15 protein-coding genes are annotated in these 15,877 nt (G+C 38.5%); 9 read left to right on the forward strand and 6 right to left on the reverse strand.

Translation table 11 applies throughout. The features are described from left to right. Positions 1-65 precede the first annotated feature (65 nt). Positions 66-2,903: an excinuclease ABC subunit UvrA gene (uvrA, locus tag EWU23_RS06590; RefSeq protein ID WP_166230046.1), complete on the forward strand. Its 2,838-nt coding sequence runs from the start codon at positions 66-68 to the stop codon at positions 2,901-2,903. A 65-nt stretch (positions 2,904-2,968) separates the two neighbouring features. On the opposite strand, the gene EWU23_RS06595 is transcribed toward uvrA, so the two are convergent. Then, the gene (locus EWU23_RS06595; RefSeq protein WP_166230049.1) at positions 2,969-3,589 is read right to left on the reverse strand and encodes a hypothetical protein; all 621 of its coding nucleotides are present in this window, start codon (positions 3,587-3,589) and stop codon (positions 2,969-2,971) included. 206 nt (positions 3,590-3,795) lie between these two features. On the opposite strand from EWU23_RS06595, the gene EWU23_RS06600 reads away from it, so the two are divergent. Genes EWU23_RS06600 through EWU23_RS06625 form a run of 6 tightly spaced genes read left to right on the forward strand, consistent with a single transcriptional unit; the run spans position 3,796 to position 8,779 of the window. Next, positions 3,796-5,118, forward strand: a complete 1,323-nt coding sequence (locus tag EWU23_RS06600) for a (Fe-S)-binding protein (RefSeq protein ID WP_166230051.1) — start codon at positions 3,796-3,798, stop codon at positions 5,116-5,118. A 4-nt stretch (positions 5,119-5,122) separates the two neighbouring features. Further along, positions 5,123-6,118 (forward strand): alpha/beta hydrolase, encoded by a 996-nt coding sequence (locus EWU23_RS06605; RefSeq protein ID WP_166230053.1) that lies wholly within the window; start codon positions 5,123-5,125, stop codon positions 6,116-6,118. A 3-nt stretch (positions 6,119-6,121) separates the two neighbouring features. Continuing rightward, the gene (locus tag EWU23_RS06610) at positions 6,122-7,003 is read left to right on the forward strand and encodes a sterol desaturase family protein (protein ID WP_166230054.1); all 882 of its coding nucleotides are present in this window, start codon (positions 6,122-6,124) and stop codon (positions 7,001-7,003) included. Between the two features lies 1 nt (position 7,004). Next, complete coding sequence (locus EWU23_RS06615; protein ID WP_166230056.1) at positions 7,005-7,781, forward strand: (Fe-S)-binding protein; 777 nt, start codon at positions 7,005-7,007, stop codon at positions 7,779-7,781. Between the two features lie 4 nt (positions 7,782-7,785). Next, complete coding sequence (locus EWU23_RS06620; RefSeq protein ID WP_166230058.1) at positions 7,786-8,280, forward strand: hypothetical protein; 495 nt, start codon at positions 7,786-7,788, stop codon at positions 8,278-8,280. A gap of 4 nt (positions 8,281-8,284) precedes the next feature. Next, the gene (locus EWU23_RS06625) at positions 8,285-8,779 is read left to right on the forward strand and encodes a GAF domain-containing protein (RefSeq protein WP_166230060.1); all 495 of its coding nucleotides are present in this window, start codon (positions 8,285-8,287) and stop codon (positions 8,777-8,779) included. 3 nt (positions 8,780-8,782) lie between these two features. Here EWU23_RS06625 and EWU23_RS06630 read toward each other — a convergent pair whose 3' ends face one another. Both EWU23_RS06630 and EWU23_RS06635 read right to left on the reverse strand, forming a co-directional pair. Continuing rightward, positions 8,783-9,286 carry a DinB family protein gene (locus EWU23_RS06630; protein WP_166230062.1) on the reverse strand — a complete coding sequence of 168 codons (504 nt, stop codon included), beginning with the start codon at positions 9,284-9,286 and terminating at the stop codon, positions 8,783-8,785. Between the two features lie 75 nt (positions 9,287-9,361). Then, entirely contained in the window at positions 9,362-10,024 is a 663-nt protein-coding gene (locus tag EWU23_RS06635) for a phosphatidylserine decarboxylase family protein (protein WP_166230064.1), read from the reverse strand. Between the two features lie 160 nt (positions 10,025-10,184). Here EWU23_RS06635 and EWU23_RS06640 point away from each other — a divergent pair, with 160 nt between their 5' ends. Continuing rightward, the gene (locus EWU23_RS06640) at positions 10,185-11,600 is read left to right on the forward strand and encodes a hypothetical protein (protein ID WP_166230066.1); all 1,416 of its coding nucleotides are present in this window, start codon (positions 10,185-10,187) and stop codon (positions 11,598-11,600) included. Here EWU23_RS06640 and EWU23_RS06645 read toward each other — a convergent pair. Both EWU23_RS06645 and EWU23_RS06650 read right to left on the reverse strand, forming a co-directional pair. Next, positions 11,595-13,781: a S9 family peptidase gene (locus tag EWU23_RS06645; protein WP_166230068.1), complete on the reverse strand. Its 2,187-nt coding sequence runs from the start codon at positions 13,779-13,781 to the stop codon at positions 11,595-11,597. The two genes, EWU23_RS06640 and EWU23_RS06645, sit on opposite strands and share 6 nt — an antisense overlap. An 8-nt stretch (positions 13,782-13,789) precedes the next feature. Further along, complete coding sequence (locus EWU23_RS06650; protein ID WP_166230070.1) at positions 13,790-14,344, reverse strand: hypothetical protein; 555 nt, start codon at positions 14,342-14,344, stop codon at positions 13,790-13,792. Positions 14,345-14,417: 73 nt separating this feature from the next. Between EWU23_RS06650 and EWU23_RS06655 the strand changes: the two genes are divergently transcribed. Beyond that, on the forward strand, positions 14,418-15,497 hold the full coding sequence (locus tag EWU23_RS06655) for a long-chain-fatty-acid--protein ligase (RefSeq protein WP_166230072.1): 1,080 nt from the start codon (positions 14,418-14,420) through the stop codon (positions 15,495-15,497). On the opposite strand, the gene EWU23_RS06660 is transcribed toward EWU23_RS06655, so the two are convergent. After that, a complete protein-coding gene (locus tag EWU23_RS06660; RefSeq protein WP_166230074.1) occupies positions 15,458-15,877 on the reverse strand; it encodes a molybdenum cofactor biosynthesis protein MoaE in 420 nt (139 codons plus the stop codon). The two genes, EWU23_RS06655 and EWU23_RS06660, sit on opposite strands and share 40 nt — an antisense overlap.

Below are 15,877 nucleotides of genomic sequence, written 5' to 3' on the forward strand. Positions count from 1 at the left end.
ATTGAGGCTGTCCTATCAGGGCAGCCTCTTTTTTTGTACCTTTGTGGATTGATTTGTAGCAAAATATGCAGCCACCTAAAGATTTGACAGGGTTTTCTCACATTGAAGTTTTAGGTGCTCGTGAGCATAATTTAAAGAACATCGACGTTCAAATTCCTAGAAATCAATTAGTCGTTATAACTGGGATCTCTGGTTCAGGAAAGTCCAGCTTAGCTTTTGATACGATTTATGCCGAAGGCCAAAGGCGTTATATGGAAAGTTTTTCGGCTTATGCCAGAAGCTTTTTAGGTAATATGGAGCGACCAGACGTGGACAAGATTGAGGGTCTTTCTCCGGTTATTTCAATCGAACAAAAAACAACTTCTAAAAATCCAAGGTCCACCGTTGGTACCACCACCGAGATTTACGATTTCTTGCGATTGCTTTTTGCTCGTGCTTCCGAAGCCTTTAGTTACCTTTCTGGCGAAAAAATGGTCAAGCAGTCGGTTGATCAGATAATCAGTACACTTTTACATCAATTTCAAGGAGGCAAAGTACAGTTATTAGCGCCTGTTGTTAAAGGACGAAAGGGGCATTACCGTGAGTTATTTGTACAAATAGCTAAATGGGGTTATACCAAAGTGCGGGTGGATGGTGAGATTGTAGAATTGGAGCCAAAAATGCAAGTTGATCGATTCAAAGTCCATGATATTGAGATTGTTGTGGATCGATTGGTAGTGAAAGAGGACGACCGTTTTAGGATATCGCAGAGTTTACAAACGGCCATGAACTTAGGTAAGGGGCAGGTATTTATTCTGGATGAAAAAGTCAAGCTTCATTATTTTTCTCAAACCTTAATGGATCCCAAGACGGGTTTATCTTATGATGAACCTGCCCCTAATACTTTTTCATTTAATAGTCCTTATGGGGCATGTCCAACCTGCAATGGTTTGGGCCAAATCGAGGAAATTACCGAAGAATCTGTTATTCCAGATCCGGAATTAAGTATTATCCGAGGAGCCATTGCACCTATTGGAGAATACCGAGATTTGTGGATTTTCAAACAATTGGAAGTGTTATTGAAACCCTATCAAGTGGGTTTGTCTACTCCTATTGCAAAATTTCCGAGAAAGGCCGTCGAAATGATGCTGTATGGTACAGATGACCCCGTACCTGTTCCATCCAAGAAATACGTGGGAACAGAATGGACGACCAAATACGATGGGATTATCCATTTTTTGAAAAGACAGCAGGAAAGTGGATCGGAGAAAACACAGGATTGGTTAAAGGATTTTTTGGAAGTAAAAACGTGTCCAGATTGTCAAGGTTACCGTTTGAAAAAAGAGGCTCTTTGTTTCAAAATAGATAATAAACACATTGGGGAGTTAGCTCAAATGGACATATTGGCTTTGGAAAGTTGGTTTGAAGGTTTGTTTTTACGTCTTTCTGATAGGCAGCAACAGATTGGGGTAGAGGTGTTAAAAGAGATTCAAAAACGAATTGGGTTCTTAACCCAAATTGGATTGAATTATCTCACTTTGGATAGGCCCATGAAAAGCTTGTCAGGAGGAGAGGCTCAGCGTATCCGTTTGGCCACACAAATTGGAACACAACTTGTAGGTGTATTATACATCATGGATGAGCCAAGCATTGGTTTGCATCAGCGAGATAATGAAAAATTAATTCATGCCTTAAAGGATTTGAGGGATTTGGGAAATAGTGTGCTGGTGGTGGAACACGACAAAGACATGATGTTGGAGTCAGACTATTTATTGGATATTGGGCCAGGAGCTGGAAGACATGGAGGACATGTGGTTGGGCAAGGTACGCCCGCGGAATTTTTGAAATTACAAACACCTACAGCACAATATTTAAATGGACAGCTAGCTATTGAAATACCTAAGAAGCGCAGAAAAGGAACAGATAAGGAGATTAAATTAATAGGAGCTTCTGGAAATAATTTAAAGAATGTCACGGTCAATATTCCTTTGGGTAAAATGATTTCCGTGACAGGCGTTTCCGGTTCGGGTAAATCCACCTTGATTCACGATACTTTAGTGCTGAAGTTGAAACAGCATTTTGACAGAACAAAGAGGGATCCTAAGGATTTTAAAGGAATTGAGGGTTTAGAATTGATTGATAAGGTCATTGAAGTAGATCAATCACCCATTGGTAGAACACCCCGTTCAAACCCTGCGACCTATACGAATATGTATAGTGACATTCGAACCTTGTATTGTGAATTACCTGAATCTAAAATTCGTGGTTATAAAGCAGGAAGGTTTAGTTTTAATGTCAAAGGGGGGAGATGTGAAAGTTGTGAAGGAGCAGGTAGGAAGAAAATAGAAATGGAGTTTTTGCCAGATGTTCTAGTGGAATGCGAGTCATGCAAAGGCAAACGATTTAATCGAGAAACCCTGGAAGTTCGCTTCAAGGGGAAGTCGATTTCGGATGTTTTAGATATGACCGTGGAGCAGGCTTTGGAGTTTTTTGAACATCAACCTAAGATTTATCGTAAAGTGCGGACCTTATTGGAAGTAGGTTTAGGGTATATTACTTTAGGACAGCATGCGACTACTTTATCTGGTGGAGAGGCCCAGCGAGTGAAATTGGCAGAGGAGTTGTCTAAAAAAGACACAGGGAAAACCTTGTATGTGTTGGATGAGCCAACAACGGGTTTGCATTTTCAAGATGTGAAATTATTGTTGGAAGTTCTTCAAAAATTGGTGGATCGGGGCAATACGGTTTTGATCATTGAACATAATTTGGATGTCATCAAAGTATCTGACCATGTGATTGATTTGGGGCCAGAAGGGGGGCTTGCTGGAGGTCAAATAGTAGCCGAAGGTACCCCTGAAGAAGTGGCTAAAGTGAAACAAAGTCATACTGGCCGGTTTTTATTGAAAGAGTTGAATTTGGGTTGATTTTTCCCTAACGCTGGCAAGGTTCGAAACCTTGACAGCGTTGCGAAAACGAATGGATTTTGAATTTATTCTAACAGTAAACTGATAATGTTTTTTTCATCTAATTCGGTTGTATGAAATTGTCGAAATTCATCTAATCCGCCGAAATAATCCAAAACTGATTTTTTATCAACAAAGCTTTTTTTCATTGTTGAAATGTCATAATAGGATGAGTTTTTATACAATCGAAAATCGTGTATAATCCCGTGATTTTCTGGGTTTAAGTGAAGGTATTTGACGAGTTGAGTGAAATATGTTTCATCTTCAACAAGTATCCTCCTAAATGGGTTTTCAAATAGACCACCAGTTCGGTCATTGGTTTTATTAAACGCCTGTGCATAACAATTAAAAAGCGTACCGAATTGTGCTGCGATTAACCTTGAAAGGTCAAAATGTTCTCTCTGTTCGGTTTTTATTTTTTTGAATTCAAAAATTTCGTTGGCAGATTTAATTCTAAGCAGAAAATGAAAATGATTGCCTAATAAACAATAGGCATAAGTATCAGCAATCGGACAAATGTATTTTTGGTATTTTCTAAGGAAAAACCGGTAGTTCCTGTATTCTTTGAAAATTTTAGTGCGGTTTATACCACGGTTAAAAACATGATACAACTGATCCGGAGCCATAGGTTCTGTATTTTTTTTCATGATTGGTGATGTTTGAAATGAATGAATGAAACAAATGTCATGAATTTGGCAAACAGGCAATCTTTAAAAACTGGTAAAAAATATCAGAAATGTGATGAAAACTTTGAGTAAAAAAAGGTAGCTTTATTGGCATTTCAACAACGCTGTCAAGGTTTTAAACCTTGACAGCGTTAAGGGAAAAAGATTCAGCAAAACACTCATCAATCATGCATATTTTTCTCCAAGTACTTTTTATTTTAGTACTAGCCGGACTAGGTTATTTGGTAACGCAACGATTTAAGTTTATCATAGCCAGTATTCAATTAGCCAAAGCCATTGAATTGAACGACCATCCCAGTGAACGCTGGAAACGGGTAATCCTATTAGCTTTTGGCCAGAAAAAAATGTTCCAAAAACCGCTAGTCGGGATATTTCATTTTTTGATTTACATAGGCTTCATTTTGATTAATATCGAGATTTTGGAAATTGTCATCGATGGAATCTTGGGGACCCACCGGATTTTTGCTCCTTTTTTGGGAAGTTTTTACCCATTTTTGCTCAACTTTTTCGAACTTCTTTCATTAGGAGTCTTTGTGGCTTGTGTGGCGTTTTTTCTACGTAGAGGAGTTGGCCAGGTTCAGCGACTTCAATCCGAATCGCATCGGGAGTTGAAAGGTTTTCCTATACAAGATGCTTATACCATTTTGGCTATTGAATGTATCTTAATGCTGGCTCTTTGGACCATGAATGCCAGTGACGCCATTCTGCAAGTAAGGCAAGTGGAACATTTTGAACCCATAGGAGCATTTTTAGTTTCTCAGCATTTGATGCCTATTTTATCTAATTTGACTACTCCTGTATTATTGATTTTAGAACGAGTAGCTTGGTGGTTTCACATCCTAGGAATTTTGGGATTTGCCCTTTATGTCACTTACTCCAAACATTTACATATTTTCTTCGCCTTTCCTGCAGCTTATTTTTCTAGCCTAGAACCCTCAAGTAAAATGGGTAATATGCCCTCCGTCACTCATGAAGTAAAATTGATGTTAGGTCAACCCGTGGAAGCCAATGCCACAACACCTGATCAATTGCGTTTTGGGGCGAAAGATGTGATGGACTTAACGTGGAAAAATGCGCTAGACGCTTATTCTTGTACCGAATGTGGCCGTTGTACTGAGCAGTGTCCTGCTAATCAGACAGGCAGGGCATTGTCTCCTAGAAAGATTATGATGGATACCCGAGATCGTTTAGAAGAAGTAGGAGGAATTTTGGCAAAAAATAAAGGCCAATGGGCAGAGGACGGAAAATCGCTATTAGGCGACTATATTTCAGCTGAAGAATTGAGAGCATGTACTACCTGTCAAGCTTGCGTAGAAGCTTGTCCCATGGAACTATCTCCATTGAATATTATCTTGGCATTACGCCGCTACCAAATCATGGAGCAATCTGATGCCCCAGTCGCTTGGAATAGTATGTTTTCGAATATAGAAACGAATCAAGCCCCTTGGAAATTTAATCCATCCGATCGTTTGAACTGGGCCAAATCATAAGCACATGAAAAAAGTTTTTATACCCATCATCTTGGGACTAATCTTGTTTTTTACTTTAGGACCAAGTCCTCAGGCACCTCAACTAAACCGCGGAGTTACGTGGAAAAATATTCCCGATTCACTCCCAGCCTTATCTCAATATTTAGAAGATAAAGAGGTGGTGTTTACTCAAATTAAAGCCAATAATGAAGCAAAAATTGTTTGGGCTGACTCTTTAAATCCTCAAAAGACTCGATGGGTTTTCATGTATGTGCATGGTTTCTCGGCATCTCACATGGAGGGAAATCCTGTGCATCGACAAATCGCTAAAATGTTTGGGGCTAATTTGCTCTTGACCCGTGTGGCAGGACATGGTTTTGTCACTTCAGATAGCGTATTGCAACGTGTTACTGCAGATGATTATTATGAAAGTGTAGAGAATCAATTGGCCATGGCAAAAAAAATGGGAGATAATGTCATTGTGTTAGCCACCTCATTTGGGGGAGCATTGTCCTTATCTTTAGCATCCCGTCATCCAGAAATCAAAGCCTTACTTTTGTATAGTCCATGTATCGCTATTGCTGATCCAGCAGCTGTTTTAATGGATAATCCTTGGGGCCTTCAATTAGCCAAGAAGGTAGTTGGCAGCGATTTTAGAGATATTCCTGCTCAAAATTCTGCACATGACCAATATTGGAACTTGCACTATCGCTTAGAAGGAGCGGTGGAATTGCAGAATTTTTTAACAAATCAAATGACCGACGAAGTTTTTGAACAAGTGAAATGTCCCGTTTTTATGGGCTATTATTACAAAGACGAGGCGCATCAAGACCCTGTGGTATCCGTAAAAGCCATGCAACATATGTTTCCTTACCTAGGGGCTAACCCAGCTCAGAAAAAAGAAATGGTCTTTCCTTTAGCAGAAAATCATGTCATTACCTCGGATATTTTAGCTAAAAGAACAGATTTACCTTTGAGGGCTAGTATTCAATTTTTGAAAGAAATAGTTCATCTTCAATAAATTATGACACCGAATTTAATTCTTTATGCGGTTCCTTTCTTTTTGATTACAGTCATCTTGGAATCGTATGTAGTTTTCAAACAACATCGTGATTTTGTGGAGACAAAAGATTCCTTGACTTCCATCGGTTTGGGTCTGGGAAATCTATTCATCGGTTTATTGACCAAGTCGGTAATCTATGTCTGCTATTTTTATGTCTATGATCACTGGAGACTATTTGATCTTTCTATACACTGGTGGTGGATATGGTTTTTTGCCTTTTTTGCGGATGATTTTACCTATTATTGGTTTCATCGGATATCCCATGAAGTGCGTTATTTTTGGGCTTCCCACATGGTGCATCATTCCTCCCCTAAATACAATTTAGCCGCAGCTTTACGACAAACTTGGACAGGGAATTTATCCGGTGCATTTTTATTTTACGTATGGATATTATTACTAGGTGTACATCCATTTATCGTATTCTTTTTTCAACAAATTAGCCTTTTGTATCAATATTGGATTCATACGGAATTGATTAAAAAAATGCCAAATTGGTTTGAATTTATTTTCAATACACCCTCGCACCACCGTGTACATCATGGGACAGATTTGGACTATTTAGATACGAATTATGCGGGGATATTGATCATCTGGGATCGGATGTTTGGGTCATTTCAACCAGAAAATCAAAGGCCTCATTATGGTTTGACTAAGCAAATAGAAAGTTATAATCCAGCCAAAATTGCCTTTTTTGAATGGGTACAAATTGCCAAAGATATCATTCATTCCCAAAGCCTAAAAACAGCTTGGAATTATGTCATAGGCCCTCCTGGCTGGAGCCCGGATGGTTCTAGATTAACGGTAGAACAAATGCGTCAACAAAATAAGTCGAAAAAAGAATAGCATGGAACTGAAGATTAGTACGATGGCCGAATGGGCCGCCAAAGGAGAAAGCCCCGAGTTTTTGTTTTGGGTAGGATGTGCTGGTTCATTTGATGATCGTCATAAGAAAGTAACTAGGGCATTTTGTGAAATTTTACAAAGCTTAGAAATTTCATTTGCTGTACTCGGAACAGAGGAATCCTGTACGGGAGATCCTGCCCGCAGAAGTGGGAATGAGTTTTTATTCCAAATGCAGGCCATGTCCAATATTGAGGTGTTGAATATGTATGGTGTGAAGAAAATAGTGACAGCTTGTCCCCATTGCTTCAATACATTGAAAAATGAATATCCAGAATTAGGAGGAAATTATGAGGTTATTCATCATAGTCAATTACTAGCTGATTTATTAGCAGCCGGTAAAATTCAATTAAAAGAGGAGGAAAAAGAAGCCGTTGCTTTCCATGATTCATGCTATCTGGGAAGAGGGAATGGGATATATGAAGCACCTCGGGATATTATTCAAGGACTGAAAAAGGAACTAAAAGAACTGAAAAGTTGTAGAACTAAAGGTTTGTGTTGTGGAGCTGGAGGTGCTCAGGTGTTTAAAGAGCCCGAAGAAGGGAGTATTGACATTCAAACGAAACGTTCCCAAGAAATCATCGACTCGGGTGTTCAAAAGGTCGCGTTAGCTTGCCCTTTTTGTATGGTCATGATTCAAGATGGATTAAATAAACACGGAAAAGACAAAGAAATACAAGTAGTAGATTTGGCTGAATTGGTTCAGCAAACCATGATGTAAACATATGTACGTAGAATTTCAACAATTACCTGCCCATGCTCGAGTTTGGATTTACCAAGCCAATAGAGCATTTACTGAACAAGAAAATAGGTTTGTTCAGTCCTATTTGAAACAAGCCGTTCAAGATTGGAATGCCCATGGAGCGCCCTTGGCAGGTTCATTCCAAATTCGATATAATCAGATTATTGTTATTGCCGTTGATGAACATCACCATGCGGCATCGGGCTGTTCTATTGATGCCTCAACCGGCTGGTTTAAAGACTTGGCATTTCAGTTAGGAATTGATTTTTTTGATCGTTCTGTTGCTTTAGTTCAAGAAGAGGCCTTACAATTATTCCCTCTTTTAGAAGTAAAACAAGCTGTAGCTCAGGGATTAATTACTACTGAATCTTTCATAGCCATTCCTCAAGTGAAGGATTTAGCTGATTATAGAGCCCATTGGCCAGCTCAGGCAAATGATTCTTGGCTTAAAAAGTATTTTGTAGCTGCATCCGTTTAGTCATATGGCAGAAGATTTACAGATTGTGGAAGGCAGTAGAGCAGATAAATATCAGGCTCTAATTCCTCAAGTGGAGGCGCTCATTCATGGAGAGACTGATTTATATGCCAATTTAGCCAATATAGCTGCAGCGATCCATGAGTATTTTGGTTTTTTTTGGGTGGGTTTTTATCTAAACAAACAAGATCAATTGGTTCTAGGGCCTTTTCAAGGGCAAGTAGCTTGTACTCGAATCCCCTATCACAAAGGTGTTTGCGGTCATGCTTATCGAACCCAACAAAGCATCATTGTCCCCAATGTAGATGAATTCCCAGGTCATATTGCTTGCGCTTCTGCTTCCAAATCGGAAATTGTATTGCCAATCATGGATTCCGCAGGAGAAGTCGTGATGGTCTTGGATGTAGATTCAGATCAATTGGATGATTTTAGCGAAACTGACCGCGAAGGCTTGCAGGCCATCATTGATTTGATTGAAAAAAATTATACTGCTTGGATGTAAGCCTTATTCCAAAGGTTTCATACCCATAGCTACCCATTCTTCTTTGGAAGGACCATACATGCCAGGAACAGCAAGTCCTTCTTGACGAATCAATACGCTCAATTGACCTCTGTGATGGGTTTGGTGACGGATGAGTATACTTAAAACGGCACCTCTTTCCCAATGGTCGCCATACATGGGCACTTTTTCTCCTAACATCTCATCTGTCCAATGATTTTTTAATGCCAAAATCAACGATTCAGATGATTTTTGATATTCTGCAATGAGCTTATCAAGGTCATTTTTTTCTTGGCTGGCATCCACAATTCCATTTACTTCCTTTAATCCAGCATGATGCAATAATTCGGCAATGGATTCAGTGATGTGCCACGACAATCGAGCCATGCTTCTGAAATTTTCGCTGGGTTTGTCTTGGAAATGGCCAGCTTGTATGGCCTGGAACATCTTGATGGTACTTTGGGATTCGTAACTCCAAGTACGATAAAAATCAGTTAATTTTCTAAACATGGCTGTCGATTTTTGATAAAATTAAGCCAAAGGAGGTTCTCTTCCTAGATAGAAATAACTGAAAATGATGAATGGTTATTGGGCGAGCCTGGCAATAACGGTTTCTCCCCCCACAGGCTTGTCGTCTAATTTAACGCAGATTTCAGCATCTAAAGGAAGATAAATATCAATACGACTGCCAAATTTGATAAAACCAAATTCTGTTCCTTGTACAACAGCATCTCCTTCTTTGGCATACCAACAAATACGTTTGGCTAATGCCCCAGCTATTTGGCGGAATAAAACTTCAGTACCATTTTCATGCTTAACTACATAGGTTGTACGCTCATTTTCGGTACTAGATTTTGGATGCCAAGCTACCAAGTATTTTCCAGGGTGGTATTTGAAATAAGAAACAATACCTGAAATAGGGTTAAAATTAATATGCACATTGATAGGTGACATGAAAATAGAAACCTGTCTACGTTTATCTTTGAAATATTCGGTCTCTACTGCTTCTTCAATCACCACTACTTTCCCATCTGCTGGGGCAATGATATCTTGTGGGTTGATAGGAGTTACACGTTTAGGAACACGGAAAAACTGAAGTAAAAGCAAATAAAATATGGCTGTAATTACCACCACAGCTTCTCTGACGTAAACTTGTTCAGGTAAAAAATAGGCCACTAGTGCATTTATAGTTAATACAATGACGATGGCTGTCAATAAGATTGTTTTTCCTTCTCTGTGTAGGGTCATAAGCAATTTTTATGGTTTAATCCATCCCGTGGATTAAACTTTAATCCGTAAAATTAGCCAATTTTGTTGAAAAATTGGGCATAGCTTTTCAATCTATTCCCGATAATTTGACAATTTTGCTTGAAAAAATTGCATTTTTATTATCCATTTGAATTTAACCATGCGCCTAAGCAGCTACTTATTATCTCTTTTCTTGTTGATTCAGGTAAATGTCCTAGCTCATACGATCGAATGGTTTAGTCCAAGCACGGGGTATTTTTATAAAATCGATTTTGAGAATGGTCAGCTTTCCAGAACAAAGAATGGACTTCCTTGGGTTAACTTAGGGGAATTGTCACTCGAAAATGTAGAAAAGGTAGATTTGATTACGGCGAATTATGCTGTGAAAGAATTTAAAATTGAAAATTCCGACTGGGCTTATCTTTTAATATCCTGCACCAACCAAGTTTATCAAATTAATAAAAAGCAATTGACATTAAGGCGAATTGATCAAACCTATTTTAGGGGGGCCAATTGCTTAAGTAGTACTTTTTATCGAAATGGTATTCTTTACTCTTTTGGAGGTTATGGATTTGGGACATCCACTAATATCCTAACCAAATACAACGCAGATGGCAAAGAATGGTTAAGTATTCAAGCCAAAGGAGATGTGCCCGCATCTATCACTATGGGCTTGACAGCCTATGTGCCTAGTCAGGATAAGTTTATCACGATGGGGAATCACCTCATCAATGATACGGATTCCAAGCGATTAGATATAGTAGACTGGAATATGTATGAATATAATTTCGAGAAAAGTGAATTTATCGTTCGAGGAAAAATTGAACTAAAAGAAATTAAATCCTTCTTAGAAAAGGATTTAACCCGGTATTATTTATTCAATGGTCGCTATTTTTTTCTATTGGACAAATCAGGTCAGGAGAAGAATTTTGATACACTGTATATTATTGATGTATTAGATGATTTCAAAGCTTATCGCTGGAAAAATAAGAATCGATTGGTCATTGAAGGACCTTATAGTGGCAATTTTGATAAAGCCTTTCACGTCAACGGGGATACGTTAATTTGGACCAATTTATCCAATCAATCTACTCCCAATACTGTCAAAAATCATCGAATGATGGTGAATGACTTACTTCGTGAATCAGATTATTTAGGTAAGCTAAATCAGGTACCTTGGTACAAGCCCATACTAGAAGGTTCTGTCGTCATGATTTCCTTGGGTTTTCTAGTTCTTGCCTTCTTTTTGTTCCAAAAATGGAAAAAGAAAAGGATGCTAAAACAATTGAAAATCATGTTGGGGGAAAACGAGAAAATGCTGCTCGATTTCCTAATTTTGAATTATACTACTGGATATATTTCAGGACATCAAATCATTGCCTTCTTTGGTAAGCATAAAAGTTCACCGGAATCTCAGCGACAATTTAGGGCTAAAATGTTTGAGAATTTGACAAAATCACTTCGCTTATTACTGGGTAAAGAGCAAATTCTAGATGTCCATACCGACGAAAAAGATCAGCGGATGTTTACCTATCGCCTGAATCCTGAAGTCTATCAAATTCTCAAATCATTATAAATTCTTCAAAAGGAAGTTGGTCATCATTTGGTATAAATGATATCGGGTATTTCCTCCTGTAATACTGTGATTTTTATTAGGATAATAAAAACTTTGGAATTGCTTATTGGCCTTAATTAAAGCCTCTTGTAATGCCACCGCATTTTGAAAATGCACATTATCATCGCCTGTACCATGTACCAATAAAAGATTTCCTTTCAATTTATTGACATGGTTCACTGGAGAATTATCATCATATCCTTTGGCGTTTTCTTGAGGTGTTCTTTGGTAGCGTTCCGTGTAAATACTATCATAAAAACGCCAATTCGTTACGGGTGCCACGGAAATGGCAGCTTTAAATACATCTGCACCTTGCATGAGGCAATTAGACGACATAAATCCGCCATAACTCCATCCCCAAATACCTATTCGAGAAGCATCTACATAAGGTAATTTAGCCAAATACTGTGTCGAGTAAATTTGATCTTGCACCTCAATTTTACCTAGATTTTGATAAGTGATTTTTTTGAAATCTACCCCACGTGCGCCAGTACCCCGATTATCCACGCAATAGATTAAGTAACCTTTATCCAATAAGGTTTGATACCAATAAAAATCGTTGCTTACCGGATAAGCGTCCAAAACCTGTTGGCTTCCAGGACCTCCATAGACATGCATTAAAACCGGATATTTTTTATTTGGATCAAAGTTTTTAGGCTTAATGGTATATGCATTCAACTTTTCTCCATTGGCTAGGGGAATCTGGAAAAATTCCCGTGTAGAAATGGCATAATCTTGAAGCTGCTGTTTTAATTTATTGTTCTCTTCCAACACACGAATTAAGGTGCCTTGACTGCTCTTTAAGCTGATTTGTAAAGGTTCTTTAGCAGAACTAAAGTACAGCATGTAAAATGAATAGTCCGGACTGAAGTTAGCCGTATTTGTACCAGCATGTGGAGAGATCATTTGGAAGTTTGACCCATCCAATTGAATCTTATATAGCTCTCTCTGAATGGCAGATTTAGCAGCGGCATTGAAATAAAGTGTTTGACTTTTTTCATCATAACCATAAAAATCATCCACATCCCAATTGCCTTTTGAGATAGGATCGACTTTGCCTGTGGCAATTTCAGCGACATATAAATGCTTAAATCCAGATTTTTCTGAGGAGAAAATAAATCGCTTTTGATCAGCTAAATAGGTGATGTCATTTCCTATGAATTCAATTTCCAAAGAGGTAGAACTTCTTTCTTCATAAATCATTTTAGATGATCCATCCTTTGCCGAAGCATGAAGGATTTCCATGTGATTTTGCAAACGATTTAAGCGAATGAAAGAAACCCAATCTGAACTGGCTGTCCATTTCATTCGTGGAATGTATTGACCTTTATCTTTACCTACCTGAATGGGAATGTTTTTTTGGCTAGCTAATGAATACACGCTAAGACTTACAATGGAATTGGCTTCACCTGCTTTAGGGTATTTAAAACGGTAATCTTTTGGATATAATTCCCCCCACACCTGCATGTTGTATTCAGGAACCTTGGTTTCATCAAAGGTATAATAGGCTATTTTTTTACTATCTGGCGACCATTGAAAGGCCTTAGCAAAGGAAAATTCCTCTTCATATACCCAGTCGCAAGCGCCATGAATAAGGTGATTGAATTTCCCAGAAGTGGTGATTGCTTTTTCTTTTCCAGAAATCAAATCCACTAAAAAAAGATTGTTATCTCTCACAAAAGCCACTTTTTTGCCATCTGGAGAAAAGCTGGCATACATTTGTTTTCCAGCCTTAGATAATGGAGTAATGGATTTGTTTTGACGGTCAAAAATGAAATTGTTTTCCTTAGAACTTCGGCGATAAATTTGTTCTGACTCGGTGGAAATCAAGATTTTTAGTTCGTCTGATGAAAGACTAAATGATTCAACTATTATCTTTTTACCCACCACTTGGTGAATATCTTCATCAAAAAGCACTTCTGAGTTTTTAGGATCTATGACCGAATATTTGATGATTTTGCCCTCTTTTAACTCGGTATAATGTTGGCCGTCCTTAGTCCAATTGAGGTTTTGAATGCTTTTTTGCCGAAAAGTATAATTTTGCCAAACATCTTCTAAACTAACATTTTTTTGGGCCATGCTCACATGAGCCAATAGGAAAATAACAGCGAAGCTGATAATGCGGTAAAAACGTAGAATCATATGGGTATTTAGTCTTGAAAAATCACGATGGGACTAGTCTCAATCGTGTTGCTTTGATGAAATGCTTTGTCTTTAATAGATATTCGGAAGGCCAGTGTGTCGTTTTTTTCGGTGAATTGAGGTGAATAACCTTTGTAAAAAGCGTACACAAACTGGGTGGAATAGGAAATGGATCCTTCGATAGGACCTGGTTTTTGATCTGGTTTAAAGGGGAAATTCATTAAGCCACCCAATTTTGGACTAAAAGTTACGGGAATGAATTTGCCATTTTTCTTCAATAACACATCTACCTCAAAATTTCGGTAATCTTTGTATTTGGGATCTGAGTTTTTTTCTGCGGTGGTAATTCCTAAATCACCGTCTCCATCTTGGAATTTGATGGTCATCACCACGGAATCAATTTTGGCTTTTCCTCCAAAACCATCATTACTTATCTTGGTAATTTTTTTAATCGACTCAAATTCAATATTGGGTGTAGTACCATAATCAGGTTCTTGAACACAGGCAATGAATGCCCAAGTGCACAATGCTGTGATGATGAAGAGACTACCTAGTTTAATCATGAAGATTCAATGGTCATTAGAAGCGTAAAGTTAATGATTTGCATTAATTTTGTGCATAATTTCAAAAAAAGCTATGCAGAGTGGAAACGAAGATTGGGAAAGCCTTTCTTTGAGTTTGAAGAATCGAGTCAATCAGATGCAACATGCTGATTTTGACAACCTCGCTTTGGATATTTTTCACTATCAATCTGTCCACAATCCATTATATCATTTGTATGTAGGTTTATTGGGGGTAGATGCTGCTAGCATTACGAAAATTTCAGAGATCCCTTTTTTACCCATTGAGTTATTTAAAAATCACTTAGTTCAATCGGGCTTTGCACCTATTTTATTTCAGTTTGAGAGTTCCGGAACTACTGGTCAAATTCCTTCTAAACATATCGTATGTGATCCAGGATTTTATCAAGTCCAAGCCCAAAGGATTTTTGAGGCAAATTATGGATCATTGACAGACTACCACATTTTTGCGCTTTTACCCTCCTATCTCGAAAGAAGCAGCTCTTCTTTGGTCTTTATGATGGATTATTTTATCAAGCAGTCGGGATCGGAGCTAGCGGGGTTTTATTTGAATCAATACGATGCCTTGGTAGATAATTTGAAAGCTGCGCTGCTGACTGACCGAAAGATTTGGTTGATGGGTGTCACTTTTGGTTTATTGGATTGGGTAGATACAGGTCAGGATTTTACGTTTTGGAAAGATGCCGTTGCATTTGGTCGAGTGATGGTCATGGAAACAGGAGGTATGAAAGGGCGGCGGGAAGAGTGGTTACGAGAAGAGGTCCATGCCTTTCTTCAGGAGAAAATGTATTTGCCTCAGATTGCTTCGGAATATGGAATGACGGAATTATTTTCTCAAGCTTATGCTGATAAAGAGGGTATTTTTACACCGGGAATCAGCATGCGGGTGCTTTTGAGGGAAGTCAATGATCCCTTTGGACAAGTGACTCAAGCTGGTCGTGTGGGAGGTATCAAGGTTATTGATCTAGCCAATATCGATTCATGTGCCTTCATTGAAACCAAGGATTTAGGTTCTTTGGAAGCCGATGGAATTCGATTTAAGGTATTAGGCCGTTTTGATAATTCGGAACAAAGGGGTTGTAACCTGATGTTAGCTCAAGGATGGGGAACCAGCCAAGAGGAGCCATCTTCATAGAACTCATTTTTCCAAATAGGAACTTCTTCTTTTAGTCGGTCTATCAACCACTGGCAGGCCTGAAACGCTTCTGCCCGGTGTACGCAAGTCACGCCTATTAATACAGCTATATCTCCAATTTGTAAAGGGCCAGTTCGGTGTGCCATGACCACTTTTTGGATGGGCCATGTTGAACCAGCTTGATCAATTAATAAGTTAATTTGTTTCACGGCCATGGGAGGGTAGGCTTCCATATCCAGCGATTTCACGTCTTTATTTTGATTTTTATTTCGAATGGTACCGATAAACAAACAAATCCCTCCGGCAATATCATCTTGCAAAAAGGGGTAAAATGCATCCAGTTGGATGGCTTGCTCTAGTAAAGCCACTTTTCTTTCCAT

Origin of the sequence: Aquirufa beregesia (assembly GCF_011090385.1) — a bacterium.
GTDB classification, from domain to species: Bacteria; Bacteroidota; Bacteroidia; order Cytophagales; family Spirosomataceae; genus Aquirufa; species Aquirufa beregesia.

Bases quoted from the DNA above. Each gene is read 5' to 3' on its own strand.
- uvrA (WP_166230046.1), top strand. From the start codon at position 66: ATGCAGCCACCTAAAGATTTGACAGGGTTTTCTCACATTGAAGTTTTA.
- EWU23_RS06595 (WP_166230049.1), bottom strand. From the start codon at position 3,589: ATGAAAAAAAATACAGAACCTATGGCTCCGGATCAGTTGTATCATGTT.
- EWU23_RS06600 (WP_166230051.1), top strand. From the start codon at position 3,796: ATGCATATTTTTCTCCAAGTACTTTTTATTTTAGTACTAGCCGGACTA.
- EWU23_RS06605 (WP_166230053.1), top strand. From the start codon at position 5,123: ATGAAAAAAGTTTTTATACCCATCATCTTGGGACTAATCTTGTTTTTT.
- EWU23_RS06610 (WP_166230054.1), top strand. From the start codon at position 6,122: ATGACACCGAATTTAATTCTTTATGCGGTTCCTTTCTTTTTGATTACA.
- EWU23_RS06615 (WP_166230056.1), top strand. From the start codon at position 7,005: ATGGAACTGAAGATTAGTACGATGGCCGAATGGGCCGCCAAAGGAGAA.
- EWU23_RS06620 (WP_166230058.1), top strand. From the start codon at position 7,786: ATGTACGTAGAATTTCAACAATTACCTGCCCATGCTCGAGTTTGGATT.
- EWU23_RS06625 (WP_166230060.1), top strand. From the start codon at position 8,285: ATGGCAGAAGATTTACAGATTGTGGAAGGCAGTAGAGCAGATAAATAT.
- EWU23_RS06630 (WP_166230062.1), bottom strand. From the start codon at position 9,286: ATGTTTAGAAAATTAACTGATTTTTATCGTACTTGGAGTTACGAATCC.
- EWU23_RS06635 (WP_166230064.1), bottom strand. From the start codon at position 10,024: ATGACCCTACACAGAGAAGGAAAAACAATCTTATTGACAGCCATCGTC.
- EWU23_RS06640 (WP_166230066.1), top strand. From the start codon at position 10,185: ATGCGCCTAAGCAGCTACTTATTATCTCTTTTCTTGTTGATTCAGGTA.
- EWU23_RS06645 (WP_166230068.1), bottom strand. From the start codon at position 13,781: ATGATTCTACGTTTTTACCGCATTATCAGCTTCGCTGTTATTTTCCTA.
- EWU23_RS06650 (WP_166230070.1), bottom strand. From the start codon at position 14,344: ATGATTAAACTAGGTAGTCTCTTCATCATCACAGCATTGTGCACTTGG.
- EWU23_RS06655 (WP_166230072.1), top strand. From the start codon at position 14,418: ATGCAGAGTGGAAACGAAGATTGGGAAAGCCTTTCTTTGAGTTTGAAG.
- EWU23_RS06660 (WP_166230074.1), bottom strand. From the start codon at position 15,877: ATGGAAAGAAAAGTGGCTTTACTAGAGCAAGCCATCCAACTGGATGCA.